Origin of the sequence: Rhizobium sp. Root1334 (assembly GCF_001426665.1) — a bacterium.
GTDB lineage: Bacteria > Pseudomonadota > Alphaproteobacteria > Rhizobiales > Rhizobiaceae > Pararhizobium.
In genome coordinates, this window is sequence record NZ_LMEY01000003.1 from 131,601 (window position 1) to 149,999 (window position 18,399).

The following is an 18,399-nucleotide window of genomic DNA, read 5'->3' on the forward strand; positions in this document are numbered from 1 at the left end:
TTCTTTCCCATTTCTGACGCAAGAAACCCGGTTTTCCGGCATTCGGCCAACTGGCACGGGGCTTGCTACGTTCTGGTAACCGCTGAATTTTCGGCGGTGCCATTGGGAGGAGACCAATATGCTCAAGACCATTGCTGCGGCGATGTTGATGTCGGCCGCCGTTTTTACGGTTGCCTATGCTCAGGACGGTGGAAAGGTCACCGTCATCACGTCCTTCTCCAAGGACGTCACTGATCCGTTCAAGGCCGGTTTCGAGGCCGCCAATCCCGGTTTTACGCTCGACGTACAGAACAAAAGCACCAGTGCCGGCGTCAAGTTCGTCGATGAGACGAAAGTCAACAACCAGGTCGACCTGTTCTGGGCATCTGCGCCAGACGCCTTCGAGAACCTGAAGGGCCGCAATCTGCTGGCCAAGTTCACACCCTCCGTCACCGGCCTGCCGGAGAAGGTTGGTTCCTATCCGGTCAATGATCCGCAGGGCTATTATTTCGGCTTCGCCGCATCCGGCTACGGTATCATGTCGAACGACCGCTATCTGGAGGCCAACAACCTGCCGCAGCCACGCGAGTGGGGCGATCTGCTGAAGGCGGAATATCACGACCATATCGCCATCGCAGCCCCCTCGCGTTCCGGCACGACACATTTGACGATCGAAACGATCCTTCAGGGCGAAGGCTGGGCGAAGGGTTGGGCGACGCTGACCGGTATCGGTGGCAACCTCCAGCAGGTCACCGAGCGCTCGTTCGGTGTTCCGGATGCGGTCAATTCCGGCCAGACGGGTATCGGCATCGTGATCGATTTCTTTGCCTTCTCGGCTCAGGCGAGCGGTTTTCCTGTCAGCTTCAGCTATCCGTCGGTGACGACCGTGGTGCCGGCCAATGTCGGGATCATCACCAATGCACCGAACCAGAAAGGCGCCGAGGCTTTCGTGAACTACCTCTTGTCGGAAAAGGGCCAGGCCGTGCTGCTGGAACCGGCGATCCGCCGTCTGCCTATCAATCCGGCGCTCTACGCCAAGGCTCCTGAAGGCTTTCCCAACCCCTTCGAAGATCCGCGCTTCCAGTCGATGATCACCTTTGATTCCGACATCTCCAAGAAGCGCACCGATGTCGTCGACACCCTCTTCGACCAGCTGATCACCTTCCAGCTGGATAACTTGCGCGGCGCGACGAAAGCGATCCACGAGGCCGACAAGGCGCTGGCAGCCAACGACCAGGCCGATGCCCGTGTGCTGATTGCGGAAGCGCGCCAGTTGATTTCCGCCATGCCGGTCACGGCGGACGAGGCGGCAAGCGATGAGACCCGCGCAGCCTTCACCGGTGGCGAGCAGAAGACCGCGCGCCAAGCGGAGCTTGAGCAGAAATGGGCCGCTTTCGCCAGCGAGAAATACGCCGCTGCCAAGGCGAAGGCCGAGCAGGCACTCGACCTGATCGACTGACGATAGCGCCCCCGGGCCGTCCGTGACAAAGCGGGCGGCCTCTTCCAATCCCATGTTCTCGCTGCCCCTGGCGCCGCTCGGCCGCCGGGCCGGCCGACCTCATTCCGGAGACTGCCGTCATGGCTTTCGCACTCTCATCCAACCCGATCCGGCGCATGACCGCCCGGCCCGGGCAGGTTCTGGCGGTGACGCTGATCGCGTTGTTCCTCGCGATCTTCCTCATTATTCCCGCGGGCACCGTCATCTACATCGCATTCACGGAGAAGGGCACCGGCGCGCTCACCGCGGTGAATTTCATCGACTTCTTCAACACCGATCTTTTCCGCCGCTCATTCTTCAACTCGGTTTACGTGTCGGCCATGTCTGTGGTCTGGGCGACAGTCATTGCGCTGCCGCTCGCCGTCCTGACGACACGCTTCGATTTTCGCGGCTCGCTGGTCATTCAGACACTCGGCTTCGTGCCGCTCATCATGCCCCCCTTCGTCGGTGCGGTGGCGATGCAGCTGCTGTTTGGCCGCAATGGCACTGTCAACCTGCTGTTGAACGACTGGCTCGGCATCCGCATTCCTTTCATGGAAGGACTGAACGGCGTCATCTTCGTGCAGTCGCTGCACTATTTCCCTTTCATTCTCATCAATCTGTCGACCAGCCTGCGCAATATCGACCGGTCGATGGAGGAAGCCGCGCAAAACCTTGGCTCGTCCGGCCTCCGGCTTTTCCGCCGCATCGTATTCCCGCTAGCCATGCCTGGCTATCTCGCCGGCGCTTCGCTCGTCTTCGTCAAGGTCTTCGATGACCTCGCCACGCCGCTGCTCCTGAACGTCAAGGACATGCTGGCACCGCAGGCCTATCTGCGCGTCACCTCTGTCGGTCTGACCGACCCGATGGGTTACGTCATCTCGGTCATCCTCATCGTCGTCTCGATCTTCGCCATGTGGCTTTCCGCTGTCGCGATGCGCGGCAAGGATTATTCCACGACGCAACGTGGCGGCGGTGGTCTGGTGCGCCGCAAGCTTGGCTTCGGCGAAAGCGTCATCGCCTACGGTATTGTCGGTCTCATCCTGCTGCTGGTGCTATCGCCGCATATCGGCTTGCTGCTGCTATCCTTCGCCACGGTTTGGTCATTCAGCCCGCTGCCGGACGCTGTCACGGTCGCCCATTACAGCCGGGTGTTCGGTGAAAGCTCGATCTATATCAAGAACACATTGATCTATGCTTCGCTTGCGGGCCTGATCGACGTGGTGGTTGGAGGGGCTATTGCCTATCTTGTGCTGCGCACCAAGATTATCGGACGGCGCTGGCTCGACTGGGCTGCGACGTCGGCGCTCGCCATTCCGGGCGTCGTCCTCGGCATCGGCTATCTGCGCACATTCTACGGTGTCACGTTGCCGGATGGCACGCCGCTCGCCACGCTCTGGATCATGGTCGTTCTGGCACTGGCCATCCGCCGTCTGCCCTATGCGCTGCGCGCCTGCTACGCTGCCCTGCAGCAAGTCTCTGAATCGCTCGAGGAAGCGGCAGAAAATCTTGGCGCGACCAAGCAGCGGACCATCCGCCGTATCGTGCTGCCGCTGATGACGGGCGGCCTTCTCGCCGGTTTCGTCACCAGCTTCTCCACCGCCGCAGTCGAACTGTCGGCAACGCTGATGCTGATACAGAGCAACTCCGACGCGCCGCTCGCCTATGGCCTCTACGTTTTCATGCAATCGCCCGCAGGGCGCGGCCCGGGTGCGGCACTCGGCGTCATCGCGGTCGTCATGGTCGCACTTTGCACGCTGCTGTCGCACTACGTCATCGAACGCCGGCAAAAGGCGCTGGGAATGGCGAAATAGGATTTGGGAGGAACAACAATGACAATCACTATCAACAATACCGAATTGGCCGTAAGCCCAGCAAAGGCGATCAGCATCCAGAACGTGAATCTCTGCTATGGTTCGCTGCATGTGCTGAAAGATATCAATCTCGAAATCCAGCCCGGCGAGTTCTTTGCCTTTCTTGGCCCGTCGGGCTGTGGCAAGACGACGTTGCTCCGCCTCATCGCCGGCTTCAACAATGCGCAGAACGGGCGTGTGGTGGTCGGTGGGCAGGACGTGCTTGAGATGCCGCCATGGAAGCGCGACATCGGCATGGTGTTCCAGTCCTATGCGCTCTGGCCGCACATGACAGTCGCCCGCAACGTCGCCTTCGGCCTTGAGGAACGGCGCCTGCCGCGCGCCGAGCTGGAAAAGCGCGTGGCGGCGGCGCTTGCACTCGTCGGCCTTTCGCATCTTGCGGAGCGCCGGCCCTCGCAACTTTCCGGTGGCCAGCAACAACGCGTGGCACTCGCCCGAACCATCGCGATCGAACCGAAAGTGCTGCTGCTCGACGAACCGCTGTCGAACCTCGATGCGAAGATGCGCGTCGAGGTTCGCCGGGAACTGCGCGAACTCCAGCAACGGCTGAAGCTCACCACCATCTTCGTCACGCACGACCAGGAAGAGGCGAATACCGTCTGCGACCGCATCGCCGTCTTCAACGAGGGGAGCATCCAGCAGGTCGGCACGCCGATGCATCTCTATGAGAAGCCGGCCAACCTTTTTGTCGCCAATTTCCTCGGTACAGCCAACATTCTGGACGGCAAGGTGAGTGGCGCAGGCTCCACGCGCAGCTTCGAGGTTGAGGGCGGCGGCAGCATCCCAGTGCCGGAGGGCGTGGAAGTTCCAGCCGGCTCGAAGCTCGTCTTCCGTCCGCAATATGCGACAATCGGCACGGTCGAGCCCGGCGCGGTGCCACTCAACGGCACAATAGCACACCGCGAGTTTCTCGGCGCGACGGTGCGCTACGGCGTCGAGGTAGGAACAGGGACGGTGCTCGTCGATGCTCCCTTCCATTCCGGTGATGCGTTGCTTGCTCCGGGCAGCCGGACGGTGCTGGGTATCAAGCCAGGCTCCGTCCTCTGGCTCGCTGATTGATTGGCAAGACCTTCGCCGTCTGGCGGCGAGGGTCTTTTTCGCATTAAGGTTCGACTGATATGACATCTTCTCTTCCACCTCTGCTTGTCATCCGCCACGGCGAGACACAATGGAATGTCGCTGGCCGGCTCCAGGGCCGCCGCGACACGCCGCTCACCGCCAATGGCACGCGCCAGGCACTCGCTGTGGCTGCGCGGCTCGCTGAAACCGTGAGCAGCCTTGAGGATGCGGCCTTCTGGGTCAGTCCACTTGGCCGCGCAAGGCAGACGGCCTCCATCCTCGCCGACGTCTGGTCTCTTCCCTTCGAGCAGTTTTCCGAGGTGCCCATGCTCGCGGAACGTGGTTATGGCGTCTGGGAGGGATGGGCGCATACCGATATCGAGCGGAACTTCCCGGAGCAGTATAGTGCCCATGCCGCAGACCCTTGGGACTATTGCATGCCGGAGGGGGAAAGCCGGACTGCGCTTACCGCACGGCTGCGCTCATGGCTTGCAACACTCGACGGCACCCGGCCACATATCGCAGTTACCCACAGCGGCTGCCTGCGCGCATTGCGTGGCATTTATACAAACGCCTCGCGCATCGACATTCTGGCATACAGCGAGCCGCAGACGGCTGCATTTCTCTTGACTGAGGGGAATGAGGTTCTGCTCGGGGTCGCTCCAGCCCTGCTGCGTGCAATAGGATGCGAGAATGAAGGCCGAACGGTATGGATATGAGCCGTTCTGGCATTCACAGAGCGCGTTTCGGCATGCAAGTTTATCGCGCCCGACCTTCGCCGCAAAGCATGTATTGCGCTTCAACCACGCCACCACCAATCTTGAAGATGCTCAAGCAACGGGGCAACGTTTAAATAACCGAACCTTTGCTATGTCAGCCCCTTCGAAAAGGACACCGCAATGTAAGGAAAGCGACCGGCGATCTGGGCATCACCCGTCCGGTTGCCGTACTTTCCGTCGGGGGCGGTCCTGGGTGGTCTTGGATACGTTGTGCTCGTGGCTTGCACGCAGAACCAGCTCCGCGCCGACGAGGATTTTGACCGGCGGCTGCGGTTCGGCGGCTGCGATCAGATCGTCGAGCACCGTGACGGCGAGGTAACCAATCTTGCGTTTCGATACGTCGATTGTCGTCAGGCCAGGTTCCATGGTCGCGCTCTGCGGCAAATTGTCGAAGCCGATGATCGAGACGTCCCGCGGGATGGAGATACCGTGCTCACGTAGGGCGCGGATGAAGCCATAGGCGATGATGTCGTTGGTGCAGAAATAACATTCCGCAAGATCGAGCCCGGTTGAGAGCAGCGCGCGCGTGTCGAGATAAGCCCCCTCAAAGGTCGATTCCACCGAGAGAATGTCGGCTGCGTTCACCGGCAGGCCCAGCCGTGCCATGTTTTTGAAAAAGGCTTCCCGCCGCAGGCGGAAGTTGGTGGTATCAACATGCGAGGCGACGAAGCCGATGCGCTCGAAGCCCTGCATCCGGAAGCGGGACAGCGCCTTGTAAACGGCATCCTCGTTATTCATGTCCACGAAGTTGGCATCGAGCACGTCGTAGAACGTATCGATAAAAACCGTGGGTAAGCCGAGGCCCTGGATGAGCCGGATATCGGCTTCAGTCAACTCTGTGCCCAGTGCGATGACGCCCGATATCGGCGCACCAGCCAGCGATTCCGCCACGGCGCTTATCGGCTGTCCCTCGAAACTTACGACTTCCAGCGTGTAGTTGCGTCGCGTCGCCTCGGCCGACATGCCATCGATATAATCGGAGATGAAGACGCTATGGTCGCGATTGACGGTGTGGCCGTGCTTGGCGATCTTCAGGAAGCGGAGCGTCTCGCCCGGCTCCGCTGTGCTTCGCGACGCGCGCGGCACGTAGTTGAGGTTTGCCACTGCCTCCAGTACGCGTGCTCGTGTTACCCCGGAAATCTCTCCCTTGCCGTTCAGCACGAGCGAAACCGTCGCGGGTGATACACCTGCAGCCTCTGCGATATCCCTGATGGTCAGTTTTCCTGGTTTTTTCATGCGGAGACAGGCTGCCCTTATGCTGCGGCTGCGAACAATTTTACTAAACGATTTAATTCACGTTTGCGAGACCTAAGGCAATCAGATGCCTTGCGCAACCGATATACGGCCCAAATAGGGCTTGTCAGTGTGAATTTCCTTTGATACCGTTTTAGTAAAGGAAGAGTTTGTTTAGTAAACAAATGGGAGGGGATCATGCAGAAAACCGGCGGACAGCTGGCAATGCTGCTTGTCATAAACGGGCTTTTGCTGATTGCGGGTTCGCTGATTTCCAGTGGCTCGTTCCTTTCCATTTTCAATCTTCAGTCAATGGCAAGCCAAGTGCCCGAAATCGGCCTTTTGGCCATCGGTGTCATGCTGGCCATGTGCGCTGGCAATGGCGGCATTGACCTGTCGGGTATCGCACTCGCCAATCTCTCGGGCGTCATGTCCGCCGTCATCATGTCGTCCTTCCTGTCGGCGACAGACAACGGGATGGCTTTCAGCCTCGCCTTCATCGCAGGCGCGATCCTCGTGGGTCTTGCTGGTGGCGTCATCAACGGCCTTCTCATCTCCCGGCTGAACATCACGCCGATCCTCTGCACGCTCGGCACGCAGATGGCCTTCATGGGGCTTGCGGTCGTGGTCTCCGGCGGCAAGGCCGTGATGGTTGGCACCCCGGCGCTACTTTCCAGCATCGGCAACGATATGATTGCCGCGGTCCCGATCAGCTTCCTGATCTTCGTGGTGGTCGCCGGCATGGTTGCCGCGCTGCTGCGGTTTACCCCTTATGGCCTGTGGCTGATGCTGATGGGGACGAACCCCAAAGCCGCGGTTTATGCGGGCTTTCCGAAGAACGGCGTGATCGTCGCCACCTATGCGATGTCAGGCATGCTTTCCGGTGTTGCTGGCATCATCATCGCAGCGCGCAACGTCAATGTGAAGTTTGACTACGGCAGTTCTTATCTGCTCATCGCCATCCTTATCACCGTGATGGCCGGCGTGAAGCCCGAGGGCGGCTATGGGCGCGTCGTCTGCGTCGTACTCAGCGCCATAGCCCTGCAGCTCATGTCGAGCCTGCTCAACTTCGGCGGCCTTTCCAACTTTGTGCGCGATTTCGCCTGGGGGCTGCTGCTGCTCACGTTTCTGGCCGTCGGCCGCTACGACATCGCTGGCTTCCTGTCGCTGGGTCGCCGCTCGCAAAACCCTTCGGTGCCTGTCCCTCAAACGCCGAAGTGAAGAAGGAGGGAAAATTCGTGGAGGAGAACATGAAGTCATTTTCGAAAAAGCTTTTGGCTGGAACCACGGTCGCGGCCGTGGCCCTGGTGGGGTCGATCGGCACGCTGGTCGCCCAGGAAAAGCCCGTCATCGCCACCGTGGTCAAGATCAGCGGTATTCCGTGGTTTGACCGCATGAACACCGGCGTGGTCGCCTATCAGGAAGCCAATTCTGATGTCGTTGCAACCCAAAGCGGCCCGGCAACCGCGGATTCTGCGCAGCAGTTGCAGATCGTCAACGACCTTGTTGCCAAGGGCGTCAACGCGCTTGCTGTCGTGCCGATGGATCCGGCAGTTCTGGAAGGCACATTCCAGCGCGCCATGGAGCGCGGTATCGTGGTCGTCACGCATGAAGCGGACAATCAGGTGAATACCAATGCCGACGTCGAAGCTTTCGACAATGCCGACTACGGCGCGGCACTGAATGAGCGCCTGGCCGAATGCATGAGCAAGGAAGGTAAGTGGACTTCCTTCGTGGGGTCGCTCGGTAGCCGCACGCACATGCAGTGGGTCGGTGCGGGCGAGGAGAACGCCAAGAAATATGCGGGCATGACGCTCGTCGATCCGAACAATGAGTCTTTCGACGATGCTAACGGCACCTATGAAAAGGCCAAGGAAATCCTGCGCAAGCACCCGGATATCAAAGGCTTCCAGACCTCGGCCGGCAACGATGTCTTGGGCGTCGGCCGTGCGATCGACGAAGCGGGCCTCAGCGGCAAGGTTTGCCTCGTTGGTACCGGTCTGCCGAACCCGTCCGCCGACCTTCTGGAATCCGGCGCCATTACGGCGATCGGCTTCTGGGATCCGCAAAAGGCTGGCATGGCAATGAACGCGGTTGCCAAGCTGCTGCTGGAGAAGAAGGAAGTGACCGACGGCATGGATCTTGGTGTCGCAGGCTATAACAAGGTCTCGGTCAAGCAGGGCGCCGGCAAGGGTCTGCTGATCCTCGGCAATGGCATGGTCCTCGCCGACAAGGCGACCTACAAGGAACACCTGTTTTAGTTCAGAAAACAGCCAACCGGCCGGGGCATGCCTCCGGCCGGAACCTCCGGCGCGACGATGCGCCGGTCAGCATTTTCGAGGACAATTTCCGTGGTGGCACAAGCACACACCGCGCAGCAATCGGCGGCGCTTCTTGAACTTAGGAACATCCAGAAATGGTTCGGCGGCGTCCATGCCTTGCGCGGCATCGATCTGACGCTGCAGCCGGGCGAAGCATATCATCTTCTTGGTGAGAACGGCTGCGGCAAGAGCACCGTCATCAAGATCATGTCTGGCGCCCATCCGCCGACCTCGGGCGAGATCGTGCTTGGTGGTCAGACTTTTTCATCGCTGACGCCGATCCAATCGCTCGCCGCCGGTATCGAGACCGTCTATCAGGACCTGTCGCTGCTGCCCAATCTAACGGTCGCCGAGAACGTAGCCCTGAACGAGCAGCTGGTAAACGCCAACGGCCGGCTTGCCCGCCTCTTCGACCGCAAGCGGTTAAGGGAAACGGCAGCGCGGGCGCTTGCCGCCGTAGGCCTTCCTACCGACCGCGCCTTTCTGAACACCATTGTTTCCGACCTACCTCTTGCGTCCTGCCAGCTCGTCGCCATCGCACGGGCGATCGCAACCCGCGCCAAGCTCGTCATCATGGACGAGCCGACGACCTCGCTCACGCGTCGCGAGGTCGACAATCTCATTCGTGTCGTCGAGCGCCTGCGCTCCGAAAACGTCGCCGTGCTCTTCGTCACCCACAAGCTGGATGAATGCTACCGCATCGGCGGACACGCCGTTGTCTTTCGCGATGGCCAGTGCGTCGCGCAAGGGCCGATCGAGAATTACAGCAAGAAGGAGTTGGCCGAGTTGATGACCGGCCGATCGATCGACGCGCAGCGCTATCGCACGAGCAAACCATCCGAGGTCGTCCTGCTCAAGGTGGATCATCTGGTCACCGATGGCGTACGGGGGACGAGCTTTTCCGTGAAGAAGGGCGAAATCCTCGGCATCACCGGCCTTGCCGACTCCGGCCGCAACGAGCTCGCCATGGCCCTGACCGGCGTCGTGCCTGCGGCCGGTGGCACCATGACGCTGGATAACAAAATCATCTCCGTGCGCTCGCCCGCCCGGGCAATCGAGCAGGGGATCGGCTATGTGCCCGAGGACCGGCTTGCCGAAGGTCTCTTCCTCGACAAGTCGATCTTCGAAAACGAGATTGCGCTTATCGTTTCGCGTCTTGCCAATTCCTTTGGCGTGGTCGATCGGGACAAGGGACGCGAGATTGCAGCCCGCCTTTCCGAAGAGATGCGGCTCAACACCAAGAACCTTGACCTGGCGGTCGGAGCGCTCTCGGGTGGCAACCAGCAGCGCGTGCTCATCGGCCGCTGGCTGAGCATCGCACCAAAGTTGCTCGTTCTGCACGGCCCAACAGTCGGTGTTGATGTCGGCTCGAAGGACACGATCTACCGCGTCATCCAGGCACTCGCAGAATCGGGGATGGGCCTCATCCTTGTCAGCGACGACTTGCCCGAGCTCCTGCAAAACACGGATCGCATCCTCGTCATGAACAGCGGACGCATCGTCGCAGAACTGGATGCGGCGCAGGCAACCGAAGACCAGCTTTACAAGGCTATGCTGGCAAACACGACGGAGACTGTGCAATGAACGCATCGCGAACCGGCGAACTCGACGGTGGCGCAGGCCCGTCGCGCTCCTTCAGCTTCGGTGAACTCGTGCGCCGCCGCCCGGAGACGATCACCTTCCTTCTGCTGGTGGCTATCTGCACGAGTGTTGCCATCGCCAATCCGGCCTTTCTGCAGCCGTCGACGCTCATCGACATCGGCCGCGCCAGCGTGGTGATGGGGCTTTTTGCGCTGGGCGTCTTCATCATCCTGGCGGCGGGCGGTATCGACGTGTCGTTCACGGCGATCGCGGCTTTCACGATGTATTCAATGACGGTCCTGGTGCAGAGCTACCTGCCCAACTTGCCGATTGTCGTCATCATTCTCATGGCAACGCTCGGCGGCGCGGCGCTGGGTATCGTCAACGGCCTGCTTGTTCACCACCTGAAGGTTCCCTCGCTGATCGTTACGATCGGCACACAGTATCTCTTCCGCGGCTTCCTGCTTTCGTTTATCGGCACGGTTTGGATCATGTCGCTGCCGCCGCAGATGGGTGCCTTCGGCCGGATGCCGCTGTTCCAGATCGAATCTGGCAACGGCGCGCTCATCACGCTGCCATTCTACTTTCTGGTCCTGCCCATTGCAGCGGGCGTGACCTGGTGGATACTCAATCGCACCTTGATGGGGCGCGCCATCTTCGCCGTCGGCGGCAACGCGGACATTGCTAGCCGTCTCGGCTACAGCCTGCGCACCGTTCATGTTTTCCTGTTCGGCTATGCGGGTGCACTCGCGGGTTTAGCCGGCATCATCCACGTCTGCGCCAATCGCCAGGCCAACCCCTTCGATCTGGTCGGCACGGAAATCAACGTCATCGCCGCCGTCGTGCTCGGTGGTGCCCGGATCACCGGCGGCACAGGCACCGTTCTGGGCACCATTCTCGGCGTGCTCCTGATCGTCGTCATCAACAGTGTGCTCGTCATGGTCGGTATTCCCAGTACCTGGCAGAGGCTTGTCGTCGGCAGCTTTATCCTGCTGGCCGCGGCCTTCTTCGTCACGCGTCAGCGCAGAAAATAACCACTCATTCCCGGAGAAAACCCATGAAGAAGTTCCTGAACGATCCCGTCAGTTTCGTCGATGAAATGCTGGAAGGCATCTACAAGGCCCACCCGGCCGTCACCTTTACGGCCGGTGACCTGCGTTGCCTCGTCACGGCGAAGATCAAGCCGGGCAAAGTCGGCATCGCCACCGGCGGCGGCTCCGGTCATCTGCCAACCTTCCTCGGCTTTGTCGGCGATGGCATGCTTGACGGTGCCGCAGTCGGCGGCGTTTTCCAGTCGCCCAGTGCCGAGCAGATGTACCAGGTGACCAAGCATATCGATCAGGGTGCTGGCGTCCTTTACATCTACGGCAATTACACCGGCGACATCATCAATTTCGACATGGCGGCGGAATTGACCGATCTCGATGGCATCGCGGTCAGGCAGGTCGTCGGCAATGACGACGTTGCCTCCTCGGTGGTCGGTGAAGAACACAAGCGCCGCGGCGTTGCAGGCATTTTCTTCATCTACAAGGCTGCTGGCGCGGCCGCCGCCGAAGGCCTTTCGCTCGACGAGGTTACGCGCCTTGCCGACAAGGCGCGCCTACGCACCCGCACTATGGGCGTCGCCCTTTCAAGCTGCGTCGTTCCGGAAATCGGCCATGCCACCTTCTCGATCGGCGAAGACGAGATGGAGATCGGCATGGGCATCCACGGCGAGCCCGGCATCAGCCGCAAGAAACTGGCGCCTGCCGATGCGGTCGTCGACGAGATGATGGACCGCATCTTTGCGGAAACGGACTACAAGCAGGGTGATACTGTTGCCGTGCTGATGAACGGCCTCGGCGGTACGCCGCTGGAAGAGCTCTACATCCTCTTCCGCCGCGTCTCGCAGCTTCTCGAAGCGCGTGGCGTCACGGCCAAGCATGTCTGGATCGGCGAGTTCGCCACCTCGATGGAGATGGCCGGCGCCTCGATCTCTATCCTTCACCTCGACGATGAGCTGGACCGTCTCGTCGCCGCCCCGGCAAATACACCGTTTTTCCAGCACATCGCGGGGTGATGCCATGATGCTTCAGACATTGAACGCAGCAAACCTCATTGACCTCTTCAGGACCTGGAAGGAGCTCTTTGCCAATCAGCGCGAGTTCCTCATCGCACTCGACGGCAAGGTCGGTGACAGCGATCTCGGCATTACCATGAGCAAGGCCTTCGCCGCTGCGGCAGAAGTCCTCGAAGCTGAAGGCGAAGCAGCAGGCATCGCCAAGCTTCTCCGTACCGCCGGAGCGACAATGGCGCGGACCGCACCATCCACCATGGGCACTTTGACGGCGACCGGCTTCCTCCGCGCAAGCAAGGTCGTGGAAGGCAAGGAGACGTTGAATACCGCTGATATGGCCGCATTCTGGCGCGCCTACCGTGATGGGGTCGCCGAACGTGGAAAGGCAAAGGTTGGCGACAAGACCTTGTTGGATGTGCTCGACCCGATCGCGACGACGCTGGAAGCGCAGGCCGCTGCAGGTGCGCCGCTTTCGGCTGCATTGAACGTTACGGCGGATGCCGCCGAAAATGCACTGGAGGTCACCAAGTCCATGGTTGCGCAGCATGGCAAGGCGGCGGCATTCCAGGAAAAGACCGTTGGACTGCAGGACGCCGGTGCGACGGTCGGAGCTTTCATGATCCGCCGCATGGCAGATTTTGTTGCGGGCCGATAGTTTTGGATTGTCCGCCCAGGCCAGTTTGGTGCTGCTGGATTCTTGACGCGTAGAGGCATCCGAATACCTGAACAATATCTATGCCTACGGGGGCGGCCCGCTCTATCGGCGTTTACATGGGAGATTGGTAACCGGGAAGGGATTGGTAAATCGATCCGGCAAACGGGAGTGAAAATCGGAACGGGAGCACGCTTCAACGACGTCACGGCGTCCTCCTGATGTTGACCGCTTGGTACGGCGGCCGCAATGACTATGTTGAGCTGCACCGATGGCACAAATACTGGGCGATAAAATGGACGACAAACTGCAGGGTGGCGCTGCCCATAGCGCGGCAATCCGCGAGCGCGCGCAAGCCGAGATGAAATCTATCGGCATCGATGACGTCTTAATTGGTGTGCTGGTTGATGCGTTTTATGCGCGGGTGCTTCCGCATCCGCAACTCGGGCCAGTCTTTGACGCGAGACTGGCGGGGCGCTGGCCTGAGCATTTGGAGAAAATGAAGAGCTTCTGGTCGGCCGTCGCATTCCGGAGTGGCGCCTATGGCGGAAAGCCGGTTCAAGCCCATCTTGGTGTCGCAAACATGACGCCAGAGCTTTTTCCGCAATGGCTGGAGCTGTTTTCTGCCACGCTCGACGACGTCGTTCCGACTGCGGAAGCCAGAGCCTGGTTTATGACAACCGCTGACCGCATTGCGAGAAGCCTGACGCTCTCGCTTTTCTATAACCCGGCGCTCGATGACCCGGCACTGAACCGGAAATGACGATCCGCAGCCCTAACTGTCGCAAAGATGGCCTGGTTGGGGGGGAGGGAAATCCGGTTGCATCCGCTCGATCAGCAGATACCGCTTGAACTGCGAGACTGCATCGAGCCCGTCAATATCCGGGCGGGGCGGTGAGATCGGCGCCACCAAGCGTGAGGCAACACACGGCGCGGCCTTCGTTGAAGTGCTTGCCAAGCTTTTCATCAGCACTATTTTTGCCTCATGGGCGCAATGCACATCTTCCTTCCAGATGCCTGAAAAGCATTGTCGATCAGCAAGTTTCTGGCGGGAGCTATGGGGCCAGCAGCGAGTGCGTCCGCGAACTTCGCGCTATGGCGCAGCGCCGTGCACTCTGGACAATCGGCGCAGAGACCCATTTTCGTGGACATGGCGGCCAGATCCGCCGGCGCCGGCGAGTGAAACGATCGCGTCAGCCACTGTCTCGGCGGGAATGGCTCCGTAACGCGAGAGAGGTCCGAACAGGAGCGGCGTAAGTGCTGCGAATACCTTCTGGCCGATCTCCTCCCATGCCCGCCGTTCGCTACGGCTGCCGATGAGGAAGCCGGGACGGATCAGATCCACCCGCTCGAAGCCGAGACCGATGACCGCCCGCTCAATAGCGCCTTTGGTCTGGAGATAGAAGCCGGGTCCGCCTGCGCCGGCTGAGGTCACCAGGATGAACTGACGCGCGCCGAGCGCCCGTACGCCCTTCGCGACAGCGAGAACATAGTCGTGGTCTACACGGAACATTGCAGGCTGCGACCCCGCCGTGCGGATGGTCGTGCCAAGGCAGGAGATGGCGATGCTTATGTCTTCAGGCACGAGGCGTTTCAGCAGCGCCTCTGGCGCTTCGCAGAGATCCTCGAAATCGACCGCTTGGCCGGATGCGGACGATCCCTGCCGGACGAGGCTGACAAGTCCGGTGTCGGTACGCCCGGAGATCCGGGCGCTCACGAGGCTGCCTACCAACCCGGTACTGCCGGCAATAAGAACGCGTTGGGTCATGCAGGAAGTTCCTTTGTTCCATGGATGGGTAACCGGTCTGCTCCGTGGTCAGTCCTGTCAACGAACGCCGATGCCATTCGTCACGGTAGCCGTGTTCAAGTGCATCTTGCGCCAGCGGTTCGGCGGCATGCCCTCCCGCTCGCGGAAAGCGCGATAGAAGGACGTGCTATCCTGATAGCCGGGCAGGCGGGCCACTTCATCGATGCCGGTTGCGGGGCCGATCAAGAGGTGGCGGCCGTCGCAGCTGGCTCAGCCTTGCGGTGCATCGGCTACGAACTTGCCTTCATACCGGACGCGAAAGTTGCGGCGTTCGGTCTCTTCCCGGAAGCACAGGAAAATCAGCTCAAGATCATTTTGGTTGTCGTCACGTCCGAGCAGGCAGAGAGTGACAACTGCTGTTTCCAGATAACCACCGCACAACTTGATTGCTGCATTTCTGATTTCGTTGATGCCGAGATCGTTGCGGCTGTCGCTACGCTGGTACGACAGCCAAAAACGTGTCTTCTGCCAGGTCGAGCGCAAGGCATCCGTCACCTGCTCTCTAAAGTCCGCGGCGTTCATGGCTGGCGTCCAGGAGACGGTAAGCTCATGGTCGTTGCCGTATACATTGAAGTACCCGTCGAAATCGCTTCCGCTCGACAGTCGTTGCTCAATCATCTCGAAAGCTGTGGCGTCGGTGATGGAATTTCTGAAAAATATAGCCATGGAACGCCAAAAATGCGGGACGGTAGAGGAAGGCTATGACGATCGGCGCTATGAACGGCGGCGTCACAACCGGAGAAAGACGGCTTTCGCTAAAGAATACCGCTCATAAAGCCGATTTCTTTCAGGGGCTGGTAATGAGGTCCTCTCGCTGAAGCCGCTTTCGAGCAAGCTTGCGCTGGCGGCTGATGGCCTCGGATTTCTGGCGCGCTTTCTTCACTGGCGGCTTCTCAAAGGCTTCCCGCAAACGCATTTCGGGGAATGCACCTTCGCGTTGAAGCTTCTTCTTCAAGACGCGAAACGCTTGATCAATATTGTTGTCGCAAACCGATACCTGCATTTGAAACCTTTTGAAGCTTGCAGTTCCGCACGGGGCAGGGGCAATCTATCGTTTTCGCCGGATTTTGCTAGCGGTGGCACCACGATTTTCCGCGATCAAAAGCGCAAGGATATGTCACTCTTTGCGCCACCAGGATTGCATTGCGCCGATCATTTGGATGATAAAATATTCCCAATTGCAGGTGAATTGGAAGTCAATAGAGAATTATTTTCTTTTTTTGTGGACATTTTTGTGGGTGCGTGCCATACAATAGCCAAATTGCGACGTGGCATCGTGTTTGCGAACTTCAAACGCCGGACGATGCGCACAGTCTACCACTGCGGCGGAATACCCGCCGCCGGGATCGAACAGAACGAAGGAGCGCGCCCTGCTTCCGGAGCCGGGCCTAATAAAATATGGCTTTAAAGAATGACCCGTCGAACCTGGATCGCCCGGTCAAAATCAGCATTAGAAATGTTTTCAAAGTTTTTGGCGAGCGGCCTGAAAAGGCCCTTGAACATCTGAAATCTGGCAAGACCAAATCGGAAATCCACGCGTCGACCGGCTGTTCACTCGGGGTCAACAACGCTAGCTTCGACATCCACGCTGGTGAGATTTTCGTCATCATGGGTCTCTCGGGTTCGGGCAAATCCACCATGCTTCGCCTGCTGAATCGCCTCATCGAGCCGACCGCCGGAACGATCGAGATCGACGGTCAGAACGTCACGCAGATGAGGCGAAGCGAGTTGATTGCGCTTCGCCGGCGTGAGATCAGCATGGTTTTCCAGTCCTTCGCGCTTCTTCCCAACCGTACCGTGATCGACAACGCCGCTTTTGGCCTCGAAGTCGCAGGCGTGGGCGAGATCGAGCGCAAGCAAAGGGCGCGCGCCGCGTTGAAGGCCGTTGGCCTGCAGGGTCATGACGACAGCCGGACCGACCAGTTGTCGGGTGGCATGAAGCAGCGCGTCGGGCTTGCGCGGGCGCTTGCGAGCGAACCTACCATTCTCTTGATGGACGAAGCCTTCTCCGCGCTCGACCCACTGATCCGCGCAGAAATGCAGGACGAACTGGTGCGGCTTCAGGCCGAGCAAAGCCGCACAATCGTTTTCGTCAGCCACGATCTTGATGAGGCGATGCGGATCGGCGACCGCATCTGCATCATGCAGAACGGCGAGGTCGTCCAGGTCGGCACACCTGATGACATCGTGCTGAGGCCAGCCAACGACTATGTTCGCTCGTTTTTCCGCAATGTCGACGTATCACAGGTCTTCCGTGCCGGTGACGTTGCGCGCAACACCCAAGTCACCATTATCGAACGGCAGGGCGTTTCTGCGGCGGCGGCTCTCGATCGCATGGAACATTTCGACAGGGAGGTCGCCATCATCCTCGGCCGCGACAAGACCTATCATGGAATGATCAGCCGCAGTTCTCTTCTGAAGGCCACGAAGGATGGTGCAAGCGACCCCTACCGGCGCGCTTTCCTGACCGGCATTGAGCCGATCCCGGCCGCCGAAAGCCTTTCCAATGTGCTTGGCAAGGTCGCCTCAACCGCATGGCCGGTCCCTGTGATCGATGAAGGCAATCGCTATCTCGGCTCCATCAGCAAATCCGCGCTTCTCGAAACGCTCGATCGCACCAGCTGATCCAACCCGTCCGGAGTATTTCTATGACATTCGACCTTGGTGACGGCGTCGACAGCGTCGTCAATTATATCCTCGACAATCTCAGCCCGGTACTGGATCTGATCGCTCTTGCGATCGGAACCGTGACAGATGCAATCCAAAGCCTGCTTCTGGCTACACCCTTCCCACTTGGCCTTGCAATCTTGGTGCTCTTGGCGCTTTGGCGTGTCGGCATCGGCTTTGCGTTGTTTACCACGCTTTCGCTGCTGCTCGTCGATCATATGGACCTATGGCCGCCGATGATGGAAACGCTGTCGCTGGTCCTTGCCTCGACGCTGGTCGCCATGCTGATCGGTTTGCCGCTTGGCATAGCAATGGCGCGCAGCGACCGTGTGTCGTCGATCGTGCGGCCGATTCTCGACCTCATGCAGACCATGCCGGCCTTTGTCTATCTGATCCCGGCAGCGATGTTTTTCGGGCTCGGAGCCGTGCCAGGTACGATCGCAACCGTCATCTTTTCCATGCCACCCGTCGTGCGCCTGACCAATCTCGGCATCCGCCAGGTGCATGTGGAGTTTGTCGAGGCAGGCCAGGCCTTCGGCTGCACGCAGATGCAACTCCTGTTCAAGGTGCAACTGCCCAATGCGATGCCGTCGATCATGGCCGGTATCAACCAGACGATCATGCTGTCGCTGTCGATGGTGGTCATCGCCTCGATGATTGGCGCCGGCGGCATCGGCAACACTGTATTGACCGGAATCCAGCGCCTCGACGTTGGAACCGGCTTTGAAGGCGGCATCGCCGTCGTCATCCTCGCCGTGATCCTCGACCGGATCACGCAGAGCCTGGGGAAACAGCGCGCTGGGGTTTGGCGTGTTCTTTTTCACCGGGCAGCGCATCGTCGGGCGGTTTCCACCGCCGCGGCCTGAGCCGCACGCACTGCGCTGAAAAATGGCGGTACCCGTCCGCCGGGTGCC

At 59.9% G+C, this 18,399-nt stretch carries 19 protein-coding genes; 14 read left to right on the forward strand and 5 right to left on the reverse strand.

Annotated features, from left to right (window positions below; translation table 11 throughout):
* Nucleotides 1-118 precede the first annotated feature (118 nt).
* The 4 genes from ASD36_RS09135 to ASD36_RS09150 all read left to right on the forward strand — a co-directional run bounded on the left by ASD36_RS09135 (nt 119) and on the right by ASD36_RS09150 (nt 5,108).
* Entirely contained in the window at nt 119-1,438 is a 1,320-nt protein-coding gene (locus tag ASD36_RS09135) for an extracellular solute-binding protein (RefSeq protein WP_060508981.1), read from the forward strand.
* Between the two features lie 155 nt (nt 1,439-1,593).
* Nucleotides 1,594-3,270: an iron ABC transporter permease gene (locus ASD36_RS09140; RefSeq protein WP_244489776.1), complete on the forward strand. Its 1,677-nt coding sequence runs from the start codon at nt 1,594-1,596 to the stop codon at nt 3,268-3,270.
* An 18-nt stretch (nt 3,271-3,288) separates the two neighbouring features.
* Nucleotides 3,289-4,389, forward strand: coding sequence for an ABC transporter ATP-binding protein (locus ASD36_RS09145; RefSeq protein WP_060508986.1), 1,101 nt, complete (start codon nt 3,289-3,291; stop codon nt 4,387-4,389).
* A gap of 59 nt (nt 4,390-4,448) precedes the next feature.
* Nucleotides 4,449-5,108 carry a histidine phosphatase family protein gene (locus ASD36_RS09150; RefSeq protein WP_060508988.1) on the forward strand — a complete coding sequence of 220 codons (660 nt, stop codon included), beginning with the start codon at nt 4,449-4,451 and terminating at the stop codon, nt 5,106-5,108.
* A gap of 210 nt (nt 5,109-5,318) precedes the next feature.
* Here ASD36_RS09150 and ASD36_RS09155 read toward each other — a convergent pair whose 3' ends face one another.
* The gene (locus ASD36_RS09155; RefSeq protein ID WP_060508990.1) at nt 5,319-6,404 is read right to left on the reverse strand and encodes a LacI family DNA-binding transcriptional regulator; all 1,086 of its coding nucleotides are present in this window, start codon (nt 6,402-6,404) and stop codon (nt 5,319-5,321) included.
* Nucleotides 6,405-6,599: 195 nt separating this feature from the next.
* Between ASD36_RS09155 and ASD36_RS09160 the strand changes: the two genes are divergently transcribed.
* The 7 genes from ASD36_RS09160 (at nt 6,600) to ASD36_RS09190 (ending at nt 13,774) form a co-directional block, all read left to right on the forward strand.
* Nucleotides 6,600-7,622 (forward strand): ABC transporter permease, encoded by a 1,023-nt coding sequence (locus ASD36_RS09160; RefSeq protein ID WP_060508992.1) that lies wholly within the window; start codon nt 6,600-6,602, stop codon nt 7,620-7,622.
* Between the two features lie 29 nt (nt 7,623-7,651).
* Complete coding sequence (locus ASD36_RS09165) at nt 7,652-8,662, forward strand: substrate-binding domain-containing protein (protein ID WP_060508994.1); 1,011 nt, start codon at nt 7,652-7,654, stop codon at nt 8,660-8,662.
* Nucleotides 8,663-8,755: 93 nt separating this feature from the next.
* A complete protein-coding gene (locus ASD36_RS09170) occupies nt 8,756-10,306 on the forward strand; it encodes a sugar ABC transporter ATP-binding protein (RefSeq protein ID WP_060509062.1) in 1,551 nt (516 codons plus the stop codon).
* A complete protein-coding gene (locus ASD36_RS09175; protein WP_060508996.1) occupies nt 10,303-11,337 on the forward strand; it encodes an ABC transporter permease in 1,035 nt (344 codons plus the stop codon). The genes ASD36_RS09170 and ASD36_RS09175 overlap by 4 nt, the downstream gene beginning before the upstream one ends.
* A 23-nt stretch (nt 11,338-11,360) precedes the next feature.
* Nucleotides 11,361-12,362, forward strand: coding sequence for a dihydroxyacetone kinase subunit DhaK (locus ASD36_RS09180; RefSeq protein WP_060508998.1), 1,002 nt, complete (start codon nt 11,361-11,363; stop codon nt 12,360-12,362).
* A gap of 4 nt (nt 12,363-12,366) precedes the next feature.
* On the forward strand, nt 12,367-13,014 hold the full coding sequence (locus ASD36_RS09185; RefSeq protein ID WP_060508999.1) for a dihydroxyacetone kinase subunit L: 648 nt from the start codon (nt 12,367-12,369) through the stop codon (nt 13,012-13,014).
* A gap of 292 nt (nt 13,015-13,306) precedes the next feature.
* The gene (locus tag ASD36_RS09190; RefSeq protein ID WP_060509001.1) at nt 13,307-13,774 is read left to right on the forward strand and encodes a truncated hemoglobin; all 468 of its coding nucleotides are present in this window, start codon (nt 13,307-13,309) and stop codon (nt 13,772-13,774) included.
* Nucleotides 13,775-14,104: 330 nt separating this feature from the next.
* On the opposite strand, the gene ASD36_RS09195 is transcribed toward ASD36_RS09190, so the two are convergent.
* The 4 genes from ASD36_RS09195 to rpsU form a co-directional block, all read right to left on the reverse strand.
* Nucleotides 14,105-14,779 carry a hypothetical protein gene (locus ASD36_RS09195; RefSeq protein ID WP_060509003.1) on the reverse strand — a complete coding sequence of 225 codons (675 nt, stop codon included), beginning with the start codon at nt 14,777-14,779 and terminating at the stop codon, nt 14,105-14,107.
* Between the two features lie 57 nt (nt 14,780-14,836).
* Nucleotides 14,837-15,004, reverse strand: a complete 168-nt coding sequence (locus tag ASD36_RS30535) for an AraC family transcriptional regulator (protein WP_112834629.1) — start codon at nt 15,002-15,004, stop codon at nt 14,837-14,839.
* 24 nt (nt 15,005-15,028) lie between these two features.
* Nucleotides 15,029-15,484 (reverse strand): hypothetical protein, encoded by a 456-nt coding sequence (locus ASD36_RS09200; RefSeq protein WP_060509005.1) that lies wholly within the window; start codon nt 15,482-15,484, stop codon nt 15,029-15,031.
* A gap of 121 nt (nt 15,485-15,605) precedes the next feature.
* The gene (gene rpsU / locus ASD36_RS09205) at nt 15,606-15,821 is read right to left on the reverse strand and encodes a 30S ribosomal protein S21 (RefSeq protein ID WP_060509007.1); all 216 of its coding nucleotides are present in this window, start codon (nt 15,819-15,821) and stop codon (nt 15,606-15,608) included.
* Here rpsU and ASD36_RS30540 point away from each other — a divergent pair.
* From ASD36_RS30540 to ASD36_RS09215, 3 genes are read left to right on the forward strand one after another with little or no spacing between them, the layout of a single operon-like run.
* Nucleotides 15,756-16,226, forward strand: a complete 471-nt coding sequence (locus ASD36_RS30540; RefSeq protein ID WP_162252444.1) for a hypothetical protein — start codon at nt 15,756-15,758, stop codon at nt 16,224-16,226. The genes rpsU and ASD36_RS30540 overlap by 66 nt on opposite strands.
* Nucleotides 16,217-17,443 carry a glycine betaine/L-proline ABC transporter ATP-binding protein ProV gene (gene proV / locus ASD36_RS09210; RefSeq protein WP_060509009.1) on the forward strand — a complete coding sequence of 409 codons (1,227 nt, stop codon included), beginning with the start codon at nt 16,217-16,219 and terminating at the stop codon, nt 17,441-17,443. Before ASD36_RS30540 ends, proV begins: the two co-directional genes overlap by 10 nt.
* A 23-nt stretch (nt 17,444-17,466) precedes the next feature.
* Entirely contained in the window at nt 17,467-18,351 is an 885-nt protein-coding gene (locus ASD36_RS09215) for a proline/glycine betaine ABC transporter permease (RefSeq protein WP_112834628.1), read from the forward strand.
* The last annotated feature ends 48 nt before the right edge of the window (nt 18,352-18,399 follow it).

Bases quoted from the DNA above. Each gene is read 5' to 3' on its own strand.
- ASD36_RS09155 (WP_060508990.1), bottom strand. From the start codon at position 6,404: ATGAAAAAACCAGGAAAACTGACCATCAGGGATATCGCAGAGGCTGCA.
- ASD36_RS09215 (WP_112834628.1), top strand. From the start codon at position 17,467: ATGACATTCGACCTTGGTGACGGCGTCGACAGCGTCGTCAATTATATC.
- ASD36_RS09200 (WP_060509005.1), bottom strand. From the start codon at position 15,484: ATGGCTATATTTTTCAGAAATTCCATCACCGACGCCACAGCTTTCGAG.
- ASD36_RS09165 (WP_060508994.1), top strand. From the start codon at position 7,652: ATGAAGTCATTTTCGAAAAAGCTTTTGGCTGGAACCACGGTCGCGGCC.
- ASD36_RS09195 (WP_060509003.1), bottom strand. From the start codon at position 14,779: ATGACCCAACGCGTTCTTATTGCCGGCAGTACCGGGTTGGTAGGCAGC.
- rpsU (WP_060509007.1), bottom strand. From the start codon at position 15,821: ATGCAGGTATCGGTTTGCGACAACAATATTGATCAAGCGTTTCGCGTC.
- ASD36_RS09150 (WP_060508988.1), top strand. From the start codon at position 4,449: ATGACATCTTCTCTTCCACCTCTGCTTGTCATCCGCCACGGCGAGACA.
- ASD36_RS09140 (WP_244489776.1), top strand. From the start codon at position 1,594: ATGACCGCCCGGCCCGGGCAGGTTCTGGCGGTGACGCTGATCGCGTTG.
- ASD36_RS09185 (WP_060508999.1), top strand. From the start codon at position 12,367: ATGATGCTTCAGACATTGAACGCAGCAAACCTCATTGACCTCTTCAGG.
- ASD36_RS09180 (WP_060508998.1), top strand. From the start codon at position 11,361: ATGAAGAAGTTCCTGAACGATCCCGTCAGTTTCGTCGATGAAATGCTG.
- ASD36_RS09190 (WP_060509001.1), top strand. From the start codon at position 13,307: ATGGACGACAAACTGCAGGGTGGCGCTGCCCATAGCGCGGCAATCCGC.
- ASD36_RS09160 (WP_060508992.1), top strand. From the start codon at position 6,600: ATGCAGAAAACCGGCGGACAGCTGGCAATGCTGCTTGTCATAAACGGG.
- ASD36_RS09135 (WP_060508981.1), top strand. From the start codon at position 119: ATGCTCAAGACCATTGCTGCGGCGATGTTGATGTCGGCCGCCGTTTTT.
- ASD36_RS09175 (WP_060508996.1), top strand. From the start codon at position 10,303: ATGAACGCATCGCGAACCGGCGAACTCGACGGTGGCGCAGGCCCGTCG.
- ASD36_RS09145 (WP_060508986.1), top strand. From the start codon at position 3,289: ATGACAATCACTATCAACAATACCGAATTGGCCGTAAGCCCAGCAAAG.
- proV (WP_060509009.1), top strand. From the start codon at position 16,217: ATGGCTTTAAAGAATGACCCGTCGAACCTGGATCGCCCGGTCAAAATC.